29 protein-coding genes are annotated in these 20524 nt (G+C 60.7%); 12 read left to right on the plus strand and 17 right to left on the minus strand.

All coding sequences use genetic code 11. The features are described from left to right. Positions 1-34: 34 nt before the first annotated feature. Both HUV48_RS12385 and HUV48_RS12390 read left to right on the plus strand, forming a co-directional pair. A complete protein-coding gene (locus tag HUV48_RS12385) occupies positions 35-1120 on the plus strand; it encodes a Zn-dependent alcohol dehydrogenase (protein WP_176268111.1) in 1086 nt (361 codons plus the stop codon). After that, the gene (locus HUV48_RS12390; RefSeq protein ID WP_176268112.1) at positions 1120-2190 is read left to right on the plus strand and encodes a phosphotransferase family protein; all 1071 of its coding nucleotides are present in this window, start codon (positions 1120-1122) and stop codon (positions 2188-2190) included. Before HUV48_RS12385 ends, HUV48_RS12390 begins: the two co-directional genes overlap by 1 nt. A gap of 9 nt (positions 2191-2199) precedes the next feature. Here HUV48_RS12390 and HUV48_RS12395 read toward each other — a convergent pair whose 3' ends face one another. Beyond that, complete coding sequence (locus tag HUV48_RS12395) at positions 2200-4572, minus strand: S8 family peptidase (RefSeq protein ID WP_176268113.1); 2373 nt, start codon at positions 4570-4572, stop codon at positions 2200-2202. A gap of 153 nt (positions 4573-4725) precedes the next feature. Between HUV48_RS12395 and dapD the strand changes: the two genes are divergently transcribed. The 5 genes from dapD to HUV48_RS12420 all read left to right on the plus strand — a co-directional run bounded on the left by dapD (position 4726) and on the right by HUV48_RS12420 (position 6725). Continuing rightward, positions 4726-5550 (plus strand): 2,3,4,5-tetrahydropyridine-2,6-dicarboxylate N-succinyltransferase, encoded by an 825-nt coding sequence (gene dapD / locus HUV48_RS12400; protein WP_176268114.1) that lies wholly within the window; start codon positions 4726-4728, stop codon positions 5548-5550. A gap of 83 nt (positions 5551-5633) precedes the next feature. Continuing rightward, a complete protein-coding gene (locus HUV48_RS12405; RefSeq protein ID WP_176268115.1) occupies positions 5634-5930 on the plus strand; it encodes a hypothetical protein in 297 nt (98 codons plus the stop codon). Positions 5931-5971: 41 nt separating this feature from the next. After that, positions 5972-6199 (plus strand): hypervirulence associated TUDOR domain-containing protein, encoded by a 228-nt coding sequence (locus HUV48_RS12410; RefSeq protein WP_176268116.1) that lies wholly within the window; start codon positions 5972-5974, stop codon positions 6197-6199. Next, positions 6199-6390, plus strand: coding sequence for a DUF3008 family protein (locus HUV48_RS12415; protein ID WP_176268117.1), 192 nt, complete (start codon positions 6199-6201; stop codon positions 6388-6390). The genes HUV48_RS12410 and HUV48_RS12415 overlap by 1 nt, the downstream gene beginning before the upstream one ends. Next, a complete protein-coding gene (locus HUV48_RS12420; protein WP_176268118.1) occupies positions 6390-6725 on the plus strand; it encodes a DUF3140 domain-containing protein in 336 nt (111 codons plus the stop codon). The genes HUV48_RS12415 and HUV48_RS12420 overlap by 1 nt, the downstream gene beginning before the upstream one ends. A 21-nt stretch (positions 6726-6746) precedes the next feature. On the opposite strand, the gene HUV48_RS14695 is transcribed toward HUV48_RS12420, so the two are convergent. Then, on the minus strand, positions 6747-7316 hold the full coding sequence (locus HUV48_RS14695) for a dipeptidase (protein WP_404799935.1): 570 nt from the start codon (positions 7314-7316) through the stop codon (positions 6747-6749). Continuing rightward, on the minus strand, positions 7300-8025 hold the full coding sequence (locus HUV48_RS14700; protein WP_404799936.1) for a dipeptidase: 726 nt from the start codon (positions 8023-8025) through the stop codon (positions 7300-7302). The genes HUV48_RS14695 and HUV48_RS14700 overlap by 17 nt, the downstream gene beginning before the upstream one ends. Positions 8026-8101: 76 nt before the next feature. Between HUV48_RS14700 and HUV48_RS12430 the strand changes: the two genes are divergently transcribed. Both HUV48_RS12430 and HUV48_RS12435 read left to right on the plus strand, forming a co-directional pair. Next, positions 8102-8356, plus strand: coding sequence for a DUF3253 domain-containing protein (locus HUV48_RS12430; RefSeq protein ID WP_176268119.1), 255 nt, complete (start codon positions 8102-8104; stop codon positions 8354-8356). Then, positions 8353-8754, plus strand: coding sequence for a DoxX family protein (locus HUV48_RS12435; RefSeq protein WP_176268120.1), 402 nt, complete (start codon positions 8353-8355; stop codon positions 8752-8754). The genes HUV48_RS12430 and HUV48_RS12435 overlap by 4 nt, the downstream gene beginning before the upstream one ends. Before the next feature lie 6 nt (positions 8755-8760). Here HUV48_RS12435 and HUV48_RS12440 read toward each other — a convergent pair whose 3' ends face one another. Both HUV48_RS12440 and HUV48_RS12445 read right to left on the minus strand, forming a co-directional pair. Further along, positions 8761-9012, minus strand: coding sequence for an SWIB/MDM2 domain-containing protein (locus tag HUV48_RS12440; protein ID WP_176268121.1), 252 nt, complete (start codon positions 9010-9012; stop codon positions 8761-8763). Positions 9013-9065: 53 nt separating this feature from the next. Beyond that, on the minus strand, positions 9066-9671 hold the full coding sequence (locus tag HUV48_RS12445) for a YbhB/YbcL family Raf kinase inhibitor-like protein (protein ID WP_176268122.1): 606 nt from the start codon (positions 9669-9671) through the stop codon (positions 9066-9068). Between the two features lie 246 nt (positions 9672-9917). On the opposite strand from HUV48_RS12445, the gene HUV48_RS12450 reads away from it, so the two are divergent. Beyond that, on the plus strand, positions 9918-11336 hold the full coding sequence (locus HUV48_RS12450; RefSeq protein ID WP_176268123.1) for a S41 family peptidase: 1419 nt from the start codon (positions 9918-9920) through the stop codon (positions 11334-11336). An 8-nt stretch (positions 11337-11344) separates the two neighbouring features. Here the strand turns inward: HUV48_RS12450 and HUV48_RS12455 are convergent, their stop codons facing one another. The 8 genes from HUV48_RS12455 to HUV48_RS12490 form a co-directional block, all read right to left on the minus strand. Beyond that, on the minus strand, positions 11345-11659 hold the full coding sequence (locus HUV48_RS12455; RefSeq protein ID WP_176268124.1) for a response regulator: 315 nt from the start codon (positions 11657-11659) through the stop codon (positions 11345-11347). Positions 11660-11717: 58 nt separating this feature from the next. Continuing rightward, complete coding sequence (locus HUV48_RS12460; RefSeq protein WP_318656102.1) at positions 11718-12821, minus strand: PAS domain-containing protein; 1104 nt, start codon at positions 12819-12821, stop codon at positions 11718-11720. A 140-nt stretch (positions 12822-12961) separates the two neighbouring features. Beyond that, a complete protein-coding gene (locus HUV48_RS12465) occupies positions 12962-13399 on the minus strand; it encodes a COG3650 family protein (RefSeq protein ID WP_176268125.1) in 438 nt (145 codons plus the stop codon). A 199-nt stretch (positions 13400-13598) separates the two neighbouring features. Next, entirely contained in the window at positions 13599-13814 is a 216-nt protein-coding gene (locus HUV48_RS12470) for a hypothetical protein (protein ID WP_176268126.1), read from the minus strand. 72 nt (positions 13815-13886) lie between these two features. After that, positions 13887-14093: a cold-shock protein gene (locus tag HUV48_RS12475; RefSeq protein WP_176268127.1), complete on the minus strand. Its 207-nt coding sequence runs from the start codon at positions 14091-14093 to the stop codon at positions 13887-13889. Positions 14094-14433: 340 nt separating this feature from the next. Further along, positions 14434-15024, minus strand: coding sequence for a fasciclin domain-containing protein (locus HUV48_RS12480; RefSeq protein ID WP_176268128.1), 591 nt, complete (start codon positions 15022-15024; stop codon positions 14434-14436). A 133-nt stretch (positions 15025-15157) separates the two neighbouring features. Continuing rightward, a complete protein-coding gene (locus tag HUV48_RS12485; protein ID WP_176268129.1) occupies positions 15158-15484 on the minus strand; it encodes a hypothetical protein in 327 nt (108 codons plus the stop codon). 93 nt (positions 15485-15577) lie between these two features. Then, positions 15578-15913, minus strand: a complete 336-nt coding sequence (locus HUV48_RS12490; protein ID WP_176268130.1) for a hypothetical protein — start codon at positions 15911-15913, stop codon at positions 15578-15580. Between the two features lie 104 nt (positions 15914-16017). On the opposite strand from HUV48_RS12490, the gene HUV48_RS12495 reads away from it, so the two are divergent. Beyond that, positions 16018-16467 (plus strand): pyridoxamine 5'-phosphate oxidase family protein, encoded by a 450-nt coding sequence (locus HUV48_RS12495; RefSeq protein ID WP_176268131.1) that lies wholly within the window; start codon positions 16018-16020, stop codon positions 16465-16467. A gap of 115 nt (positions 16468-16582) precedes the next feature. Here the strand turns inward: HUV48_RS12495 and HUV48_RS12500 are convergent, their stop codons facing one another. Both HUV48_RS12500 and HUV48_RS12505 read right to left on the minus strand, forming a co-directional pair. Further along, complete coding sequence (locus tag HUV48_RS12500; protein WP_176268132.1) at positions 16583-16909, minus strand: hypothetical protein; 327 nt, start codon at positions 16907-16909, stop codon at positions 16583-16585. A 44-nt stretch (positions 16910-16953) separates the two neighbouring features. Next, positions 16954-17577: a cation efflux transmembrane domain-containing protein gene (locus HUV48_RS12505; RefSeq protein ID WP_176268133.1), complete on the minus strand. Its 624-nt coding sequence runs from the start codon at positions 17575-17577 to the stop codon at positions 16954-16956. A 168-nt stretch (positions 17578-17745) separates the two neighbouring features. Between HUV48_RS12505 and HUV48_RS12510 the strand changes: the two genes are divergently transcribed. After that, positions 17746-18228: a hypothetical protein gene (locus HUV48_RS12510; protein WP_176268134.1), complete on the plus strand. Its 483-nt coding sequence runs from the start codon at positions 17746-17748 to the stop codon at positions 18226-18228. Between the two features lie 448 nt (positions 18229-18676). Here HUV48_RS12510 and HUV48_RS12515 read toward each other — a convergent pair whose 3' ends face one another. Both HUV48_RS12515 and HUV48_RS12520 read right to left on the minus strand, forming a co-directional pair. After that, entirely contained in the window at positions 18677-19864 is a 1188-nt protein-coding gene (locus HUV48_RS12515) for a DUF4062 domain-containing protein (protein ID WP_217906813.1), read from the minus strand. Between the two features lie 175 nt (positions 19865-20039). After that, entirely contained in the window at positions 20040-20492 is a 453-nt protein-coding gene (locus tag HUV48_RS12520) for a DUF3429 domain-containing protein (RefSeq protein WP_176268136.1), read from the minus strand. Between the last annotated feature and the right edge of the window lie 32 nt (positions 20493-20524).

The following is a 20524-nucleotide window of genomic DNA, read 5'->3' on the forward strand; positions in this document are numbered from 1 at the left end:
GCCAGCCCCCGCAAAGTTATGTCAAGGAGTACAGATGCCACGCGCCGCCATTCTCGAAGAACCAGGAAAACCGCTCAGGATCGGCGACATATCACTCGCCGAGCCTTCGGCGCACGAAGTGCTGATCGACACAAAGGCCTGCGGACTGTGTCATTCGGACCTGCACTTCATCGACGGCAATTACCCGCATCCGCTGCCTGCCGTGCCGGGTCACGAGGCCGCAGGCGTGGTGCGCGCGGTCGGCAGTGAGGTTCGCACGGTCAAACCGGGCGATCACGTCGTAACCTGCCTCAGCGCATTTTGCGGGCACTGCGAGTTCTGCGTCACGGGCCGCATGGCGCTTTGCGTCAGCGGCGAGGTGAAGCGCGGCAAGGAAGACGCACCGCGGCTGTCCGCGGATGGCGCGCCCGTGCACCAGCTCCTCAACCTGTCGGCATTGTCCGAACAGATGCTCATCCACGAGCACGCCTGCGTTTCGGTCGACAAGGATATGCCCTTCGACAGGGCGGCGGTCATTGGCTGCGCGGTGACGACGGGTGCGGGCGCGGTTTTCAACGCCTGCAAGCTCGTCCCCGGCGAAACCGTCGCGGTGGTCGGCTGCGGCGGCGTGGGTCTCGCGGCGATCAACGCGGCCAAGATTGCGGGGGCGGGCAAGGTCATCGCGCTCGACCCGCTGCCCGAAAAGCGTGAACTCGCCGAAACACTCGGCGCGACGCACAGCATCGATGCGATGGCGGACGATGCGGCGAAGCAGGTTATGGCGCTGACCGGCGGGGGCGTGCATCACGCGATCGAAGCCGTCGGAAGGCAGGCGTCCGCTGATCTAGCGGTGAAGCTGCTTCGCCGCGGCGGCACAGCCACGATCCTCGGCATGATGCCACTCGACTGCAAGGTCGGCCTTTCCGCGCTCGATCTGCTGGCCAGCAAGAAGCTCCAGGGAGCGCTGATGGGGATGAACCAGTTCCCGGTCGATCTGCCGCGGCTCGTCGATTTCTACATGCGCGGCCTCCTCGATCTCGACACTATTATCGCCGAGCGTATCTCGCTCGACCAGGTTAACGAGGGCTTCGATAAGCTGCGCGGCGGGCATACCGCGCGCAGCGTGGTGGTGTTCGACTGATGGCGAAGATCGATTACGAAAGCGAGATGGTCGGGACGGTCGATGTTCCGGAAAAAGACCAGCTCGACGAAACTTCGCTGACGTCATGGATGCAGGCGAATGTCGAAGGCTTCGAAGGCCCGCTTTCTTTGTCGAAGTTCAAGGGCGGCCAAAGCAATCCCACCTACCGGATCGATACGCCCGGCAAGAGCTACGTCCTGCGCCGGCAGCCCTTCGGCAAGCTGCTGCCATCAGCCCATGCGGTGGACCGCGAATACAAGGTGATGTCGGCTCTCGGCCCGACCGGTTTTCCCGTTCCGCGCACCTATGGGCTATGCGAAGACTCGGACGTCATCGGCTCGATGTTCTTCGTCATGGATCTCGCCGACGGGCGCAATTTATGGAACGGCGCGCTACCTGACTATGCGCCCGAAGAACGCCGCGCGATGTACCATGCGATGATCGACACGATGGCGGACCTTCACCTGAAAGACCCGGAAGCGATCGGCCTGTCGGATTACGGAAAGAGCGAGGATTACTGCGCGCGCCAGGTCGCCCGCTGGTCGAAACAGTACCGCCTATCGGAAACCGAGACCATTCCCGAAATGGACCGGCTGATCGAGTGGCTGCCCGAAACGATCCCGCCACAGCATGCGCATGGCATCGTTCATGGTGACTACCGGCTCGACAACATGATCTTCCACAAGACGGAGCCGCGGGTTCTTGCAGTGCTCGACTGGGAGCTTTCGACGCTGGGCGATCCGGTCGCGGATTTCGCCTATCTGATGCTCAACTGGGTCAATCCGCCCGATGGACGGGCTGGGATCGGCGGGCTTGACCATGAGGCGCTCGGCATTCCGACACGTGACGAAGCGGTCGAACGCTACGTCGCGCGCACCGGATATCCCGTTCCGCCGATGGACTGGTATTTCGCCTACAACCTGTTTCGGCTCGCAGGTATCATCCAGGGCATCAAGAAGCGCGTGATCGACGGCACTGCATCTTCCGCTCACGCGAAGAAGATGTCGGAACGCGTCGCTCCGCTGGTGCAGACCGCCTACGGCTTCGCCAAAGCGGCGGGAATGGACTGAGGGGGCGCCCTAGAAGCTCCGGTTCCAGCGCACGAGTGCGCCCATGTCTTCCGGGTAGTCGGCGACATGACCGGGATCGGTGCGGTAGTAGGCGCTGGCGCTAGCGGTGCCGCCCATGAGCCAGCCGCTCCATGCGAGTTCACCCATCACCTCGCGGCCCTCGGGCGCGAGCGACAGGTGGCGGCTCGCGAAGGATGCAGTTTCGGTACCGAAATCAAAATCGACCGGCACGCTGAGGTCGAGCCCGCCCCTTTCGACGCGTAGCGGCTGCGACAAGCGGAAGCCGAAGCTGTCACCGCGCTGGAACGTGCCGGTCCGGGTCACGTCGAGCGACCAGGCGCGCGTTTGCAGTTTCGTGGTACCTGCGAGCAGCCCGCCCGCATCGGCGCGCGTAAAGCCCTGCCGCATGCTACCGCCGAGGCGCCAGCGCGGTGCGAAATTCCAGCCGGCGCTTGCGTCAAGGAACAGGGTTTCCGCCCCGCCGATGCCGAGCGTGTCGTTGAATTTCGCGCCCAGGACCGTGCCCTCTTCGTCGAGGAAGGTCACACCGAGCGCCGTGTCGAGCGCGCCGAAGCGCCGATCGGCGGAAAGGCCGTAGCCGGACACCGAATAGGGGCGGTTCAGCCAGTCGAACTGGCCTGCGCGCGCTGCGCTGTCGTAAAGCCGCACTTCGCCTTCGTCGCCGCTGACGGTGACGCCCCATTTACCGACCTGACGGCGCAGGGCGAAGGCGGTGTCGCCCATTCGCACGAACCCGTCTTCGCCGCCCGCTTCGCCGGCAATCATGAACGCTGGACGCGACTGGCCTTGCAGCCGCGCGACCAGTCCGTCCGAGCGCTGGCCGATTGCGAAGCCGATCTTGGTAGCGGGATCGACGCTCATCGCAGCGGATGCGGCGAGCACACGTGAGCTTTCGGCATCGCCAGTTTCCAGCGTCAACAAGCCAAGCGGCGTGCGGCGTTGGTCATAGGCGCGCCCGTTCACGGTGAAGGCCACGGCGAGAGCGCCCTGCTGAGCAGCGAGCGAGCGCATGGGCTGATCGACCGCGCCGTGAAGTCGCGGCTGCATTGCCGCGCGCTGGCCGCCGGCAGCCAGGTCTATTTCGTATGGCCGATCGTAGGCATCGGTGACGATCGTCTTCAGCGAGCCCGCCGACAGCGCGTCGCCCATGGCAGGCGAAGCGATAGCGGTTACGTCACCGGCGCCGAACGTGCGCTGGGTTCCGGCGATCGCGGTCGAGCCGCTTGGGCGGAAGGCAGCAGCGATATCGAGAATGCCAGTGCCGTAGATACCGTCGACGCCGCTCACACCGGCATCGCGTGCGTTGTCGAGCAGCAGGTCGACGATTTCCGCACCGGTCAGATTGGGGAAGGCTTGGGCAAGCAAGGCGACCGCTCCGGCCACTTGCGGAGCCGAAAAGCTCGTTCCTGAAAACAGCGTGACGAATGTCGAACCGCCCTCGCGCGTGACCTGGAGTACGCCGTTTTCGTAGACGCAGCACAGCCGCTCGCCGCGAGCGGTAATAAAACTTCCGCCGAGGGTGCCGGCGCGGTTGCTGAAATTGGATATGGTGCCGCTGTCGTCCACCGAGCCGACGATGATGAGGTGGTTGGGCGCTTCGGTGATGAGTTCGGCGGGGAAGGGATCGGGCTGGTTCGGATCGATGTCGGGATCGCTCCCGTCGCCCGCATTCCCGGCGGCGACGACGATTACCACGCCCGCTTCCGCAGCGCGGCGTATTGCAGTGCGCAAGGACGTGGAAGGAGCCGAGCCGCCCAACGACAGGTTGATGACCCGTGCACCGTTCGCCACCGCGATATCGACGCCGCGCGCGATGTCGCTGTCGAAAAAGATACACCCGTCGAGCACTTCGTCGCTTTGCGCATTGCACGATCCCGGACGGTCGGTGCGCAGGGCGAGAATGTTCGCCTCGTAGGCAATGCCCACTACGCCGGTATCGTTGCGCGCCGCGGCCGCGATTAGGGCGATGTTCGTGCCATGATCGTCAACCGCCTCGACAGACTCGTTGCCGGCGACATCCTGCGAGGCGGCGCTGATCCGACCGGCGAACTCAGGGCTGTCGGTGTCGATGCCCGTATCGATAATGGCAATGGTCGAACCGGAGCCGGTGATACCGTTCTGCCACAGCGTGACCGCTCCGTGAAACTCCGGCCCATCCGAGCGGCTGAGTTCCTCGGTCTCGAACCCGGTCGGGGGTGGGGTAGGCGCAGGGACCGGCGTAGGCGTCGGGGCCGGGGCGGGAGGAGGCGTGCTGATGATGGTGCCGCCGCTACCGCCGCCCCCACATGCCGCCAGCAGGATTGCGGGCGAGAGGATCGCCGCGAAGCGCAGAATGGAAGGAGTGGCGGGCTTTGCGGACATGGGCGGCGATTACCTTGAATGGAAAGGCTGCGAAACTCGCGTCATTCTAATGAACTCTTGGTTAAGAATGCACCAACACTAAGCGGCGATGGTCTTGGCAACGGGCGCAAGCCGCATTAGCGCCACCCGAAACAATACGAAGGAAACGGAAGCATGAGCGAGCAACTGGAAAGCGCGATCGAAGCCGCTTGGGAAAAGCGGAGCGAAGTCGGCCCAGGCAGCACCGACGGGCGCGAAGCTGTCAACCGCGCGCTTGCCATGCTCGACAGCGGCGAGGGACGCGTGGCCGAGCCTGACGGGAGCGGCGGGTGGACAGTCAACCAGTGGCTCAAGAAAGCGGTGCTGCTCTCGTTCCGGCTGAACGACAACCGTGTTATGGACGGCGGCAGCGCAGGTCATCCCGCCTTCGACAAGGTCCCGTCCAAGTTCGCCGGGTGGGACGATGCTCGCTTTCGCGAAGCCGGTTTCCGCGTGGTGCCGGGCGCGATTGCGCGTGAAGGCAGTTATATTGCCCCCGGCTGCGTGCTGATGCCGAGCTTCGTCAACATCGGAGCCTATGTGGGCGAGGGCACAATGGTCGATACCTGGGCGTCGATCGGATCCTGTGCGCAGATCGGCAAGGGCTGCCATATCTCGGCCGGAACCGGCATCGGCGGTGTGCTTGAGCCCATGCAGGCCAACCCCACGATCATCGGCGACAACTGCTTCATCGGTGCGCGAAGCGAAATCGTGGAAGGCGTCATCGTGGGCGAAGGATGCGTCGTGGCGATGGGCGTATTCATCACCCAGTCCACGAAAATCGTGAACCGCGCGACCGGCGAAATCACCCGCGGGCACGTTCCGCCTTATTCGGTGGTGGTGCCCGGCACCCTTCCGGACGCGGCGGGCGGCCCTTCACTGGCCTGCGCAGTAATCGTGAAAACGGTCGATGCAAGGACGCGCGAGAAAACCGGCATCAACGAATTGCTGCGGGATTGAAGGCTTCAACCGGCGGAACAACTGCGCTAGAAGACCGTAAGTTGGTTACAGGCGGCGACTGCCGCCAGCGAGGGAAATTATACATGCATAACGAAGGCGACGAAGTTCACGTAAGCGAGCAGGAAGTCAGCGCCGGCTCGAAGGAAGGCGTAGGCCGCTGGGTGCTCGCCATCGGAACGCTGCTCGCCATACTTCTGCTTTCCATCGTGTGGATCATTCCCGCTATGACGCAGGGCGACGTAGAGGAAGAAGCCACGATGAGCGGCACGATTTCCTCGCAAAATGACGGCGAAGAAATCGATTCAATTATCGAAGACGAAGCTGTGGTCGACGATGCTGACCAGGTCGATGTAGATCCGATCGCGGAACCTGCCCCCTAGCTTGGTGATTGGTCTTCTGTAGAAACTACAGGAGACCCGAGGTGAGCAATTCGAACAGCTTTCAAACCGGCCAGTACGTAAAGTGGGAATGGGGCAACGGCGAAGGCAAGGGCCAGATCAAAGAGCGTTTCGAACGCGAAGTGACCCGCACGCTGCAGGGCAGCGAGATCACCAAGGACGGTGACGAAGACAATCCCGCCTATCTCGTCAAGCAGGAAGACGGCGACGAAGTCCTGAAGCGCGGCTCCGAACTGGAGGCGCAGGACTGATGCCGGCCCAATCAAAAGCACAGCAGCGCGCCGCCGGCGCGGCCCTTTCGGCTAAGCGCGGCGAAACCAAGGTCGGCGACCTGCAAGGTGCGTCCAAGGAAATGTACGACAGCATGAGCGAGGACGAGCTCGAGGATTATGCCTCGACCGACCTCGATGGCCTGCCCGACCATGTCGAAGACGACGACTGATGGACGACGACAAGAAAGACGAAGTCTACGACAATTTCTACGACTGCGTGAACATGCAGCCGAAGGAGCTTGAGGAATGGCTGGAGACCGAGGAATCGAAATCCGTCGGCGACAGCGATTCGGGTGAAAGCACCGGGCATAAATCAGGCCGCCGCATCGTCGAAATCAAGAATACCAAGAAAGCCGATCTGACCGACGATCAGTACGAGCACATGCAGAAAGTCGTCGGCTACATTCACCGGCACAAGGCGCAGGGGCCGGATGACGATGTCGAGAACAGCGACTGGCGTTACAGCCTCATGAACTGGGGCCACGATCCCTGTAAAAGCGACTGAGCTACCGCCGCCGCGGGCGGGTCACTGCGTTTCGATCGGCAGTGCGCCCGCCAAGCTTTCCGAATAGGCTTCCGCGCCGCGCATCGCCCGGAGGATATTGCGGTACGCGATCTTCTCGAGATCTTCCTGCGAGTAACCTCGGCGGGCGAGTTCGACGAACAATGCGGGGTAGCCGGTCACATCCTCCATTCCCGCCGGACCGCTCGGCATTCCGTCATAGTCACCGCCGATGCCGATATGGTCGATACCGGCAACGCGGCGAGCATGATCGATATGATCGGCCATGTCGGAAATAGTCGAGGTCGGTGCCGGGTTCGCTTCGACCCAAAGCGCGAGCAGACGCTCGACTTCCATCGGATCGCCGGAATAAAGCGAAGCGAGGCGCGCTTCCTCTGCGCTACGCGATGCGCCCCATTGCCGCACGTCTTCGGTCAGGAATGCGGGCAGGGCAACAACCATCAGCACGCCGCCGTTTGCGGGCAGTCGGGACAGAACGCTGTCGGGGACGTTGCGTGGGTGGGCGTTGATAGAGCGAACGCCTGAATGGCTGAAGATTACCGGCGCTCGCGCAACATCAAGCGCATCCAGCATCGTCTTTTTCGCTGACGTGACTGAGATCGACGAGCATCCCGATCCGGTTCATCTCGCGCACCACGTCGCGGCCGAAATCGGTAAGGCCGTCGTGCACTGGAGCGTCGGTCGAGGCATCGGCCCATGGCGTGTTCTTCGAGTGAGTAAGCGTCATGTAGCGGGCGCCGAGATCGTACATTTGCCGCAACACACCGAGGTCGGAGCCGATCGAATGGCCGCCTTCCATACCAAGCAGCGAGGCGATCCGCTTCTTCCTGACAGCCGCTTCGACGTCGTTCGCCGTGCGCGCAAGCGCCAGTGCTTCCGGGTAGCGGTCGATCAGGCGCTTCGCGACGTCCATCTGCTCCAGCGTGGCTTGTACCGCTTCTGGTTCGGAGAAACTGGCGGGCACATAGACGGACCAGAACTGCGCGCCGACCATTCCCTGGCGCAGGCGCGCGATATCGGTGTGCATCATGGCGCGGCCGGTCTCGGCATCGGCTGTGCTGCTCGTGTCTTCGAAATCGAAGCTCCGAAGTTGGTTATCGAAGCGGCCACGTAGCTGCCATGGCACGTCGTTGTGACCGTCGAAGACGGGCGCGCGTTCAAGCGCGCGCTTCGCGGTTCGTTCAGCTGCGGCCCTGTCGACGGGGTAAGTCCGACCCTCTTGCGCCGATAGCGGAAAGGACAGAGTTGCGGTCAGAGCCAATGCACAAAGTGTGCGCCTCATTCTGGATGTTCCCTGCAGCAGGCGGTAATTCACCGAGCGCTTATGACGCACCCTCGAGGCTCTGAAAAGGAAAAGCATGAGCGACAGTAGCGCTGACAAGGCAATCCTGACTCTCCTCGACGAACGTTCGGAAGGCGCGACGATCTGCCCCAGCGAGGCGGCTCGCTCGCTCGCCGGTGACGAAGAATGGCGCGGGGAAATGCAGCGCGTTCATGAGGCGGTCGACTGCCTCGTTCGCAGCGGCAAGGTAAGGCTAAGCTGGAAAGGCAGGCCGCTGTCCGCTCGCTCCGGCCCATATCGGATCGCGCTGCTCGGTAAAGGTCAACCGTGAACTGGCGCGAAATTTCCCGCTGGCTGCTGGTCATCTTTTACGGCGCAGCGGGCGTCCTGCATCTGGCGATGCCGGGTCCGTTCCTATCGATCATGCCGTCTTTCGTACCTGCGCCCGAAATCGTCGTGGCGCTGACCGGGATTGCAGAGATACTTGGCGCGGCGGGGCTAGCGCAGCCTTGGTCGAGGCGCTATCGCGCCGCGGCAGGTATCGGCCTTGCGGTCTACGCGCTCTGCGTCTGGCCGGCCAACGTCAATCACCTGCTTATCGACTTGGCGAAGCCGAGCGGCGGGCCGAACCTCGCCTACCACGTCCCGCGGATGTTTGTGCAGCCTCTGCTCATCTGGCTTGCGCTGTGGGCCGGCGGAGCGACCGATTGGCCATTCCGCCGGCGCTGATGCGGTTCAGGACAGGTGCTTGGAAACAGCCGCTGTCATCTTGAACATGGAGATCTGGTCCTTGCCGATCACCTTGCCGAGCTTGTCGTCGGGATTGATCTGACGCTTGTCGTTCGAATCCTGGAGATCGTTCTTCTTGATGTATTCCCAGACTTTTGAAGTCACCTGCGCGCGGGTCATCGGACCCTTGCCCACGACTTCCTCGAGTTCCGGCGATACGTTAACAGGTTTCTGCAATGCGTTGTTCTTGCCTGCCATTTTCTATTTCCTTTCTAAGTTATCTCTGTCGTCTATGAAGTCAGACCAGGGTTTCAGACGCTATCGTCGTCATCCCAATCGAGTTCCTCGTCTTCCTCAACCGGGGCAAACTTGCCGACCAGCAGAGCCGCGGCGGTAACATGTCCGCGCATCGCGCTGACGATTTTCTCACGCGGCGCGCCGGGCATTTCGACCATCGGAAGGTCCAGCGCGAAAAGCTGGAAGACGTAGCGATGCGGTTCGTCATCCGCGGACGGCGCCGGCAGCAGCCACTCCGAATTCCCTTTGGCGTTCTTACCGGTCCGCGGCGGAGTTTCTCCTTCGAGAATTTTACCCTTTTGTCCCGGCAATCCCCATACAAGCCAGTGACACTGGGCCTTTCCGTCGCTGTCCGCAGGTCCGTCGGCATCCTCAACGATCAGCACGAGTTCCTGCGTGCCCGGGGGCGGAGCGTTCCACTCCATTGGCGGCGCCACGGCGTCTTCTTCCCCTGCAGTGAAGGACGGATCGAGCATCTCGCCTTGCTCGAAAGCGGGACTGGAAAGCGCAAAGCCGGACCGGCCAAAGGTTTTTTCGTCCGCGAGTTCGGCAATGGAAAGGGAAGCTTTGGGCGGGCTCCCCAGCGCGCGTTCCAGAAATGTCGGTAAGGTATTGGTCATCGGTCGGTTAGGGTATCCTGCTTAAGTCGGTAGCAAACCCGCATTGTGCAGCAACGATTACGCTTTTACGAGGGGAAAGCTCCGAATATGCACCATTTACGGCTCAACGCACTTTGCGTGGGCGTTACCGGAAAGTTTTGCTAACGAAGTGGTTGCGGGCGCTGCTCACCGCCAGTTCAGGCGCAGGGCAGCATCTCGCAAAATCTTTGCGCGGCGGAGGTGGCGCCGAAAATCAAGGGATCGGGTATGTCCAAGGGTCGTTATTTCATCAGCGCCGCGCTGGCGGTTGCGCTTACCGCGTGCGGCGGCGGCGATTCCGGATCGAGCTCGCCAGGCCCGATCGGCGGCGGGGGCGGCGGCGTAACCCCTACGCCATCGCCGACCTCGCAGTGCACGCTCAGCGCGCGGCAGGACTGGGCGAAAAGCGTTATCGACACGTATTATCTGTTCCCGACCCTAGTTGCTCAGAACGTCGCCAAGAGCAACTTCAACACCGTACAGGGTTACATCGATGCGCTCGTGGCGCCGGCGCGGGCGCAGAACCGCGACCGTTATTTCACGTACTTGACCTCGATTGAGGAAGAGGAACGCGCGGCGCAAGGCCAGACCGCCGGTCTCGGCATTCGTCTCGGTTTCGATGAGAACAACCGGCTGCTCATTGCCGAGGCGTTCGAGGACGGACCGGCATTCAAGGCAGGGATAGACCGGGGTACGGAAATTACTTCGATCAATGGCGAAAGCGTGACTACACTCGTTCAGGAGCGACGCGTTTACGAAGCGCTCGGAGCGAGCGATGCGGGCGTAACCGTGCGCCTCGACATCATCGACAGTGCGGGAACCTCGCGGCAGGTTACGGTCACGAAGGCCGACTATTATCTCGATCCGGTTTCCAACCGCTATGGCCTCAAGATAATCGGCGATGGCGGCAAGAAGGTCGGTTACGTCAATCTCAGAACCTTCTTCAGTCTCGATGCACCTGATGATCTGCGCGCCGTTTTCGCGCAGCTTCGCACGCAGGGCATCACCGAAGTCATCCTCGACCTGCGTTACAACGGCGGCGGCTATATCAACGTCGCCGACCTGCTCGGCGATTTAATGGGCCGCGGGAAGGAAGGGCAGGTTTTCAGCCGCACCGTCTTCCGCCCGTCGCGCGCCAGTCTGAACGAAACGCGGTTCTTCGAAGCGCAGCCCGAAGCCATCGGCGTCACGAAACTCGCGGTGATCGGAACGGAAGCCACGGCGTCGGCAAGCGAGCTGGTGACGAATGCGTTCATCCCGTACCTCGGCGACAATCTCGCGCTGGTCGGATCGAACACTTACGGCAAGCCAGTCGGGCAGGAAGGTTTCGACCAGGAAGCCTGCGACGACCGGCTGCGCGTCGTTTCGCTGAAGACCGAGAACAGCAACGGGAACGGCGAATATTATACCGGGCTCGCTTCCGTAGTCCCGAACTTCTGCCGCGCTACCGACGAGCTTGCGGCTCCGTTCGGCTCGCGTGAGGAAGACTCCGTCGCAACGGCGCTCGATTTTCTGGCGGGCAGGGGCTGCTCGTCAGTAGCCGCCGCGCCTGGGCAACAAGCGACGCGCAGCGTGGCCCCGCCGCTCAATCTGCTTCGCCCGGATGCGCCGAACGCAGCGCAGTATCAGATACCCGGACTGTTCTGAGCGAGTGATTACGTGGCGATCTGTCCGATCGCGCGCTTGATGACATCGTCCGATGATGCCGGCTTGGCGATCAGCGGTGCGCTAAGCTCGCGCAGCTTCTCGTTCTGCCGGTTCAGATCGCCGGAATGCAGCACGTAGGGAATGCCGTTCTTTTCGAGCCAGCGCGCGACAGGCAAGCAGGTCTCGCCGTCCTGAAGAGTGACGTCGAGGACCGCGGTATCGATCCCGTCGCGGTGCTTCTCCAAGATGTCCAAAGCTTTCTTGACGCAGCTTGCGCTAAAGACCTGGTAATCGCGGTCTTCGGCGGCAAATTCCAGGTCCATCAATATTAGCGGTTCGTCGTCGAGTAAGAAAATCGCGTATTTATCGCAGATCAATAGATTAAACCCCGATCCTGAGTTTTGCCAGAAGTCCGCCGTCGGTCCATTCGCGTTCGATCGAACCGCCACCTCCGGCAACTAGTCGTTCCATTATCGCCGTTCCGGTTCCGTCCTGGATCTTGGCGGCCTCGAACGGGGGGCCGCCCTGTTCGAGCCAGTCGATCTGCAATTCGTTACCGTCTGCGCTCGAACCCCAGACGACGCTGACGGTTCCGCCTTCCTGCGACCATGCACCATGCTTGGTCGCGTTGGCTGCAAGTTCGTGAAGCAAGAGACCGACGACACTTATTCCGGCGAAGGGCGCGCGCGTACCGTCACCGCGAAGGTTCAAGCGGCCATCGCCGTCATCATAGGGGCTCAGGATCGCGCGGATCGCGTCGCCCATGTCGATGTCGCCCTCGGCAGCATCATCGAGCGTAGTCTCGTACGCACGGCCGAGCGCCTGAATACGCGAATTGATTTCGGCAGCTTCGCTACGGATACCGCGCGTACGACCTGTGATGTTGACGATCCCGGAAATGACCGAGAACATGTTCTTCATCCGATGGGAAAGTTCGCGCGCCATGACGCGGGCGATTCGTTCTTCTTCGCGCGCCGCGCGCACGTCGGACACGTCCCACTGGCTGCCGAAGAAATAGACGAGCCTGCCGTCGGCGTCGTATATCGGTCCGAGGTGCAGGGCATTCCAGAACGGCGTTCCGTCCTTGCGGTAATTGAGCACCTCAACCACCACGACGTCCTCTTCCTCGATGGCGCGCCGGATCTTTTCAAGCGGTTCCTGGCTCGTTCTCGGACCCTGCAGGAAGCGGCAGTTGTTGCCGATGATCTCTTCCTCGCTGTAACCGGTCAGTTGGCGGAACGCCCGGTTGGCAAATACGATCGGCAAGTCTTCCGCATGGGGATCGCTGAGGCAGATCGCCATCCGGGTCTGTGCCATCGCCTGCTCGAAAAGAACGCCTGACGCGCCAGAAAATCGGTCATCGGGGTGGGTCGAGCGAAAACGGTCCGGGCTGTCGTCGAACGACGGCATGGAGCGCGCTTGCGACTTGTCCATCTGGACTTCGCCGGTGTTGCCGATGTGATCCTCGTCCGACTTAAAAGACACGCTCTTCTCGCACCACCAGGTTCGTTTCGCAGCCCAAACTCATTACGGTAGTCGAGGTACTACGTTCCAACGTTAGCGACCAGTCGGTTAATTCATGTTACTGAATGAAACAACCGGGTGCCGCGGGAACTTCGGTCGGATCAGGCGGGCCTTGGCGAGGTAAAGGGCCGGTCTTCGCTCCACGCGCAGCCGTGCCGGACTTCCGAACCGATCTTGAGCGTTGCAACGAACGGGTATTGCCGGTCGGACATCTGGTCAGAGCAAGGCGATTGCGTAAGCATCAGGTCGAAGGAAGCGCCGTCGTAGGTGCCGCTGTAAGAAACACCGTTGTTGCCGGTAAATCGCTCGACCTCGATTTCCTGCCCGGCCTGGATTTGCGGGGTCTTGTAGACGAGCGTGCTGTCCGCGACCTCGCCAGCCCAGAACGGTTCGGTGCCCGTAAAACTGATGGGTTCGGATAGAAATACGTTCTGCGTTTCTTCGGCGGACTGCCCGCTAGCGTCAGCGATATCCTCGCACGACGTTATGATGAAGACGCCGGCGAGAGCCGTCGTGATGAAGAAGTCGGTGCCGCGCATGAGTTACGACGCTCGACCGAATGCCGCATACGCGGCTTGCGATTGAATTTGCTGGTACATTTTGATTGCTCGTCATCGATGCATGGATCGGATAACTCGCAATACGCTCGCGCATCAGGTATGGTTCCCAAATAATTGGAAAACTTGGTTAATATTGCCGCAAGGTTTCCTCGGCTGTCAGCCGAGGTTAGTCATCGGGTCAGGCGCTTTCGGCTGCGTCCAGTTCGCGTTTCGCCTGCCGCTCGGCCTGCGCCTTCTCACGGTCCTTCGCGACGCGTTTTGCTTGGTTTGCCAGACCTCGCCAGACGGCTTCGGCGCGCAAGGCCCGCTCCTTCACCTGAATGAGGGAAGCTTCGTTCGCTTCGGTTGCAGCTTCGCTCGCGCGTTGTTCGTAGAATTCGAAAGTCTGGCTCATCTGCGCTCGCTTGATCAGTGGGAGGAGATAGTCGGGGCCGGACACGATCGCGCCCGGCCCAACTGCATCAGCTCAGACGTTGCTGAGGTTCACTGCCGATTCCTTGCCGTTGCGGCCGGTCTCGACTTCGTAGTTGAGGTGCTGGTCCTTATCGAGCGTATGCATGCCCGCGGCCTGCACGGCCGTGATGTGGACGAAGCTGTCGTTGCCGCCATCATCAGGCTGAATGAAACCGTAGCCCTTGTCCGCGTTGAAGAATTTTACTTTGCCAGTAGGCATAACCGTTTCCTTTCGTTGAAACGTTAGCCCCGCTGCTGCGACATTGCAGCGCCACGGGGGTGGTGCGTCAGGCCGTCAATCGAAAGGAAGTCGTATGCAAAAAACGCGTATCTCTCCCCCTCAAGGGAGAAAAGGCGATCGTGAGACGCCGAAATCCGTCGCAAGAGTCGACGTAAGCAGCAGCCGCCTAGCACAACATGGCCAATCTACCTAACGGCAAATCAAGAAGCGCCTTGGCGCCGGCCGCCAGCAGTTTGGTATAACGTACCGAACAATACTTTTATACAACGAAAAGGCGGACCAAGCGGCCCGCCTTTTCTTACGTATGGTAGCTCGAATTTTACGAGGGCATCAGTACGGTGTCGATACCGTGAATGATCCCGTTCGAAGCGTCGATGTCGGTCGCGGTGACCGTCGAGGTTCCGCCGGTCGCATCGGTCAGAACTACGTTGCTGCCGTCCATCGTGGCAGTCAGCGTACCGCCGCCGAGCGTATTGATCGTGTAACCCGCTTCGCCTGCGTCCTGGATCGCCTGCGTCAGCGTTGCCGCATCGACCCGGCCGTCAACGACGTGGTACTGGAGAATGCTTGCAAGCTGTTCCTGTCCGGCGGCGCTCATGAGTTCATCGCGCGTTGCCTGAGGGATTTTCTCGAAAGCGGCGTTGCTGGGAGCGAATACTGTGTACGGTCCCGGCCCCGAAAGCGTATCGCCGAGATTGGCGGACTGAACGGCCGATACGAGCGTCGAGTAGTCGTTGTTGCCCTGTGCCACTTCGACGATGGAACCCGGCGTCGCAGCGTCTGCGTTCGCCATCTGGTCGGCCATCGCCGTGTCGTCCGTCGTCATGGTCGCCGTATCGTCGGCGGGTTCGCCGCATGCGGCGATTGCGAGCGTAGCGGCTGAGGCAAGTGCGATTGCAAAATTTCTCATATTTCAGTTTCCTTGGTGATTAACGGTGAAATTGACAGGCAGTGTAACTGGTATTCTGCCTCCGTCCTTACCCCCACAACCGCCGAAGATGGATGGTCGTTCCGAGAAAAAGGCAAAAATGTGGCAAGTTGTTTCACGCACTCGGCTTTTTGTGCTGGCCAAGGCGACGGCGGTTCGCCCGGACCCGCCGTTCGTAGGGTTTGAGCGCTTCCCGAGCGCTCGCGGCCGACAGCGGACCGGCAAGGGTCAGCCCCATCGCTGCTTCGCTAAATGCTGCGAACTTTTCGCTCACCATTGTCTGCGCTTCGCGTTCGGCGAGCTTCCCCCCGCCCAACAGGCGCATGGTACGCAGCATCATGACGGCGCTCGCATCGGCCCATAGCGACCAGCTTTGCAGAGCAAACGCGTTCCACTCAGCGTAGTCGTAGCTGCCGCCGGTTTGTTTGATCGTGCGAGCCATCTGTTTTCCTTATCTTTGGCGCTTAGCGCTTCGCAGGCCTACTACGCCGCGTTCGCGCGCACCAGCGAATAGCACACCGCGTAATCGCACTCGCTATTCTCGTTCGTCCAATCCGAGCGCCAGGCGCTTCTGTTCGTCCATGCTCCGGCGCATTTCGCGCGCTTGCAGCGAGAGGGCCTTGCCGCTCAGGCGGATCTCCCGGCTTTGCTGGAAGAAGCCGAGAACGAGCCAGAGGAACGCGAGCGGGCTCGATACCCCTCCGAGGAAATCGCCCAGCTCGTTGAGGCGCAGGTCTGCCGGGTTCTGGCCCTGCAGGACCAGGTAAAGGACGAGCCCGATGACGTAGAGCGCACTCAGGGCAAGCCCGATCGCGGGCAGTCGGCGCCGCTCGCGCCGCTCCGCGATGTCGATGGTCGTTTTCTCGGTCATACGCTTCCCTTCTTAGCACGCTTCAATTGCCGATCCCTTCCTCTTCAGCGGAACCAAGCCCGCCCGCCGCGCATAAGCCTCTTAACCAACCGAGGAGACCCAGCGTGGCAGACAAGACCCCCAAGCAGCACCTATCCCATATTGCCGAAGCGATGAAGGACATCGACTTCGTAATGCTCAACACCCATACCAAGGACGGCCAGATCGGCGCCCGCCCGATGAGCAACAACCGCCAGGTCGATTACGACGGCGACAGCTATTACTTCACCTGGGAAGACTGCCTGATGGTCGACGACATCAAGCGCAACCCCAAGGTCGGCCTCTCGCTGCAGGGCGCCGGCGGCAAGGACGGCGCACCCGGTATCTTCATCTCGCTCGAGGGCAAGGCCGAGATCGTGCGCGACAAGAAGCAGTACGAAGAGCACTGGACCGAAGACCTGGATCGCTGGTTCGAGGACGGCATCGACACCGACGGCATGGTCATGCTCCACGTCCACGCCACCCGCGCCGCGTATTGGGACGGTGAGGAAGAGGCCGACTTCGACATCGAATGACCTACAGGATGGAACACATGGAACACCCTCCAGGGGCAAAACGCCTCGAAGCGTAACTCTGGGGCGCAAAAGCGTGACTGTGACTGCAAAAGTGTCACCCCATGCGCGCCAAGTGTCACCTTTGCCCCGCCGAAGCGTCACTCTCGGGCGGCTGAGGTGTCCGGGCGAGCAGCGGGTGTACCGCCTTCCTCGTCCGCCGCGCCGAGGCCCGCTGCGCCTCAGCTTCGGCCATCGCCCGCTTCCACAGCGCAGCGAACTGCGGCGCGCGGTCCCGCAGTCGATAAGCGGCCTGCCGGCTCATCCCCACCGCCCGCGCCGAGGCCGCGACCTTCCCGCTGCGCGCCAACAGCTTGAGGAACGCCGCCGCCTTCGCTCCGGTCCAGCGGGTGTTGTCGGGCAGGGGCGGCTTGGCAGCGGAAGGCGGGGAGGAAGCATCGTCCATCCGCGAAGGTAAGGCAGAAATCGGCGGTGTAGGAAAGAACCCGCTCAGGCCGTGCGGAGCTGCGGTGCGGCTTCGGCAATGACGCGCACGGCGCTGCGCAGGAATATCAGCGCCATCAACCCGCCGATCACGATATCGGGCCACGGCGAGGCGAGCCACCAGACGAGGGCCGCCGCTAGCAGCACGCCGCAATTGTTGATCACGTCGTTACGCGAACATTCCCACGTGCTCGCCATGTTCACGTCCTGGCGGCGGAAGCGGGTGAGGAGCACGAGGCACACGGCGTTCGCCGCCAGCGCCAGCCCGCCGAAGGTGACCATGAGGGTGGAGGAGGGCGGCACCCCGCTGCCGATCTTGAGAGCGACATTGACGGCGATCCCGACGCCGAGAGCGAGGATCACCACGCCCTTCAGCATCGCCGCCCCGGCTTTCCACCGGTCGGACCGCGCGAGCGCGAAGAGGCTGACCGCATAGACCACCGCGTCGCCCAGCATGTCGCTCGCATCGGCCATCAGCGCAGTGGACCCGGCGATGACCCCCGCTCCGAATTCGAGCGCGAACATGACCGCGTTGATCGCGAGCACGATGAGGAGCACGCGGCGCTGGTCGCGCTGACGGGCGAGCGTTTCGAGCGTCGAGGACTTGGCGGAGCAGCAGTCGGCGGCCATGACGGCTATGTGGCGCGGCGGCGGGCGGAGCGCAACCGCTGTTCGCAGCCGCCCCGCAATCCGCAGTAACCCACTATCCTGCCAGCGAAATAGTGATAAAACGGCGCCGGGAAAACTGGCCGGGGGGCTTCAGTAATTCATACGCGCGAGACTTTTTAGGGGAATTGGATGCCGGAAGCGATCATTGTGGACTGGTACGGGCCTTACAAGTCCAAAGACGATTTGAAGCTTGAAGCGAAGGAATGGGAGGACGGTACCTGCACGTTGTACATGGGCGTACAATCGCATGGCCGGGTCGGCTACATCGGTATGACCGAAGGTCCGCGTACGCGCTTCGACAATCATGAGAAGCTCGCCAACGCCGACAACCGAACATTCTACATCGGCGAAATTGCAACGCGCGGGACGAGCGGCCGGCGGAAGAAGAAGCACCGCACTGACCATGCAGCAGCGGAACATGCGCTTGTCGCCTATTTGCAACCGCCATTGAACAACCAGTTGATGAAACGCGATCTAGAAGATTGCTGTGTCGTATTTTCGCGATTTTTCAGCAAAGATGACTACGAAACACCGGTCGACGTACTTCCGAAATTTCCGCGTATCATTGCCTATGACAGCTATCGCGAAGAATTCGTGGCTGGATGGCAGTAGAAGCGCCGCCGCGCGCAACACGGTGAAGAAGGAAGCACTACGCCGAGCGGGAATAGCCTACCACGAGATCGTCGCAGGCCAAACCACGCCAAGCGAACTCAGGGCGCTGGTGGAGCGTTTGGTGGGGGTGGGCTAGGTGGGGCGGCTTCGGTAAGCGCTAACCTGAGACAACGAAATCATTCTGAGTCATGGTTATGTATCGATCGAACTTCACCAATGCAAAAAGCTCGACTAGATCAAACTTATGGATCAAAATGCGGCTCATCGATTAATTTATTTCAAAATCAGTGACAAGATCTTTGTGCTGATCTTGGCAGAATTGCCCGCCTCACTGATTTTACTGTTAATTCAATTTTAGTGAACATTTAAGTGTTGGCCCCTAACTGAATATTTGCTTCACTGTCGGCAACGTTTCAGCACCACAGAAACGTGTTTTCTGGGGTTTTGGCTAGCTTTGGGAGTTAAGTTCCGAACACACCTTTACAAGCCTATCACGAAAGTCCCTTAACTTCTTACGTAACTGCTTATGTACGGTTACTACCCCGGACCGTGCTCGGTTAAAGCCTTTCTCGATGCGCGGCAAACCTTCCATCACGTCAATATACTGCGTAAGCAACCCATCCGCCTCATCAACACTACCCCGCAACCCATTGAGTTGTTCGGTCAAATGTTCAATTTGGTCGCGGTTCATGTCAAAACCGTGCGAAATTGTGGCAATGCCGCTCATGCTACGGTACATGCCTTCTAGGTTATCTTCGATCAGTGCGATTTTGTTTTTGCCGAAATTGGCAAAGTCGCTGAGAGCTGAGGTTACTAATTCCACTTCGTTCCGTAAGGCTTCACGGTCCGGCTGACCAAATTGACTCAGACCGTTCATCTTCGAAGTAGCCTGCTGCACTACTTCGTTCATAATGTAAAATTGGTTGCCCCATTGGCTTAGTTCGCTAACAAAAAGCGAAGCATATTCCGTAAGTTCGTCTTCAAGATCGAGAAGGCCGGCGTCTGGGTCAAGCTCTGTGTCTGCGGATGGCTCCTCATCTCCACTCGTCAAATCGGGATCAATTTGTATTGGACCACCCTTATTATCTAGCGTAGATTTTGTAGCATATCGCTCTTTCTCAGTTGCTATGCGGTCAAATAGCGTAGTCAGTGTCGATACCAGTTCACGCTCATCTGAATATTGCCGGTAAAAAGCTCCATTTTCCCGCAGCGATTTTTGGAACTCCCTCACTTTCGCAATTTGTTCAGGATCGATCTGATCGAACGGTAAGTCTGATTTTCTGAAAAGAAACGATATTCGAAGCGCATCACCAGCAATTTTCCGCGCAAGCGCACGCTCAAATTCTTCTTCGGTCCCGGAATTTGCATTCAGTGTTGGTGTGCCAAAACGTCCCCACATTAGTCCAAGAAAAACATCGTAATCATCGCCAACTTCCACATTGATAACATTTTGCGATGATTCAGCGATATCGGGACTTACTAAATCTTCCCATGTCATCGCGGTCAGAAAGCACCCGCGGTCCCGGGCGTTACGTTGGTTCCACGACTGGATTTCATCCAATACGAGTCTTCTGTCTTCGGACACATCGCCAGGCGACGAAACGAATATAGTGATAACTTGCGAATGGAACGCCAAATCACATACTCCAGAAAACTCGGATCATAGACTGCACTTCAGGCGAAAGATGTCACAGAGCTATTTTCTCCCAATGAAACTTGACCATCTTATCCATAAGCTAATGCGCGCATCCACTTCATCACAGAGGCGTTAAGCTTAATTTCGGTAGCTGTGAAGGCACGCGTCTTCTGCATTAAGCCATCCCCGCCAGCACCGTCGCCAACCCTAGCCCTATCGACAGCGGCCAACGCAGGCTCATCCACCAGGGCGGGGCGAGGTGGCTGAGGCTTCGGTCCACCAGCGGGCTTGCGAGGATGCATACTCCCAAAAGCACCAGCGAGGGGCCGGGCCAGTCGTAGCCGAACACCCACGGGGCGTAGGCGGCGAAGGCGATCAGGCTGGGCGCGACTGCCGCGATCCAGATCCACGGCCGCACGCGCCGCGCATCGCCGCCTGATCCGCGGGCGGCAAGGCCCCACCACATCCCTCCCAGAAAGGTGAAGATCAGCGCGCCGTAGCCGAACGCGAGCGCCAGCGCGGCGTAGCGCCAGCTTTCCGGGCCCAGCGCCAGCACGCCGAGCAGCGCCCATTGCGGCAGCAGTCCGGCAAGGCCGAGCCACCGCGGCCAGGCGGGGACGGTGCTCAACCGCGCGCGCCTTCCCGCCGCCCGGCCAGCAG

The sequence above is a fragment of the Qipengyuania atrilutea genome (assembly GCF_013370205.1).
Taxonomy (GTDB): Bacteria; Pseudomonadota; Alphaproteobacteria; order Sphingomonadales; family Sphingomonadaceae; genus Actirhodobacter; species Actirhodobacter atriluteus.

What these genes read in the sequence shown, in the direction of transcription:
- HUV48_RS12510 (WP_176268134.1), top strand. Translation starts at nt 17,746, where the DNA reads ATGCCGGAAGCGATCATTGTGGACTGGTACGGGCCTTACAAGTCCAAA.
- HUV48_RS12385 (WP_176268111.1), top strand. Translation starts at nt 35, where the DNA reads ATGCCACGCGCCGCCATTCTCGAAGAACCAGGAAAACCGCTCAGGATC.
- HUV48_RS12505 (WP_176268133.1), bottom strand. Translation starts at nt 17,577, where the DNA reads ATGGCCGCCGACTGCTGCTCCGCCAAGTCCTCGACGCTCGAAACGCTC.
- HUV48_RS12465 (WP_176268125.1), bottom strand. Translation starts at nt 13,399, where the DNA reads ATGCGCGGCACCGACTTCTTCATCACGACGGCTCTCGCCGGCGTCTTC.
- HUV48_RS12430 (WP_176268119.1), top strand. Translation starts at nt 8,102, where the DNA reads ATGAGCGACAGTAGCGCTGACAAGGCAATCCTGACTCTCCTCGACGAA.
- HUV48_RS12415 (WP_176268117.1), top strand. Translation starts at nt 6,199, where the DNA reads ATGCCGGCCCAATCAAAAGCACAGCAGCGCGCCGCCGGCGCGGCCCTT.
- HUV48_RS12390 (WP_176268112.1), top strand. Translation starts at nt 1,120, where the DNA reads ATGGCGAAGATCGATTACGAAAGCGAGATGGTCGGGACGGTCGATGTT.
- HUV48_RS12490 (WP_176268130.1), bottom strand. Translation starts at nt 15,913, where the DNA reads ATGACCGAGAAAACGACCATCGACATCGCGGAGCGGCGCGAGCGGCGC.
- HUV48_RS12485 (WP_176268129.1), bottom strand. Translation starts at nt 15,484, where the DNA reads ATGGCTCGCACGATCAAACAAACCGGCGGCAGCTACGACTACGCTGAG.
- HUV48_RS12445 (WP_176268122.1), bottom strand. Translation starts at nt 9,671, where the DNA reads ATGACCAATACCTTACCGACATTTCTGGAACGCGCGCTGGGGAGCCCG.
- HUV48_RS12450 (WP_176268123.1), top strand. Translation starts at nt 9,918, where the DNA reads ATGTCCAAGGGTCGTTATTTCATCAGCGCCGCGCTGGCGGTTGCGCTT.
- HUV48_RS12455 (WP_176268124.1), bottom strand. Translation starts at nt 11,659, where the DNA reads ATGGACCTGGAATTTGCCGCCGAAGACCGCGATTACCAGGTCTTTAGC.
- HUV48_RS12395 (WP_176268113.1), bottom strand. Translation starts at nt 4,572, where the DNA reads ATGTCCGCAAAGCCCGCCACTCCTTCCATTCTGCGCTTCGCGGCGATC.
- dapD (WP_176268114.1), top strand. Translation starts at nt 4,726, where the DNA reads ATGAGCGAGCAACTGGAAAGCGCGATCGAAGCCGCTTGGGAAAAGCGG.
- HUV48_RS14700 (WP_404799936.1), bottom strand. Translation starts at nt 8,025, where the DNA reads ATGAGGCGCACACTTTGTGCATTGGCTCTGACCGCAACTCTGTCCTTT.
- HUV48_RS12470 (WP_176268126.1), bottom strand. Translation starts at nt 13,814, where the DNA reads ATGAGCCAGACTTTCGAATTCTACGAACAACGCGCGAGCGAAGCTGCA.
- HUV48_RS12480 (WP_176268128.1), bottom strand. Translation starts at nt 15,024, where the DNA reads ATGAGAAATTTTGCAATCGCACTTGCCTCAGCCGCTACGCTCGCAATC.
- HUV48_RS12420 (WP_176268118.1), top strand. Translation starts at nt 6,390, where the DNA reads ATGGACGACGACAAGAAAGACGAAGTCTACGACAATTTCTACGACTGC.
- HUV48_RS12405 (WP_176268115.1), top strand. Translation starts at nt 5,634, where the DNA reads ATGCATAACGAAGGCGACGAAGTTCACGTAAGCGAGCAGGAAGTCAGC.
- HUV48_RS12440 (WP_176268121.1), bottom strand. Translation starts at nt 9,012, where the DNA reads ATGGCAGGCAAGAACAACGCATTGCAGAAACCTGTTAACGTATCGCCG.
- HUV48_RS14695 (WP_404799935.1), bottom strand. Translation starts at nt 7,316, where the DNA reads ATGCTGGATGCGCTTGATGTTGCGCGAGCGCCGGTAATCTTCAGCCAT.
- HUV48_RS12475 (WP_176268127.1), bottom strand. Translation starts at nt 14,093, where the DNA reads ATGCCTACTGGCAAAGTAAAATTCTTCAACGCGGACAAGGGCTACGGT.
- HUV48_RS12500 (WP_176268132.1), bottom strand. Translation starts at nt 16,909, where the DNA reads ATGGACGATGCTTCCTCCCCGCCTTCCGCTGCCAAGCCGCCCCTGCCC.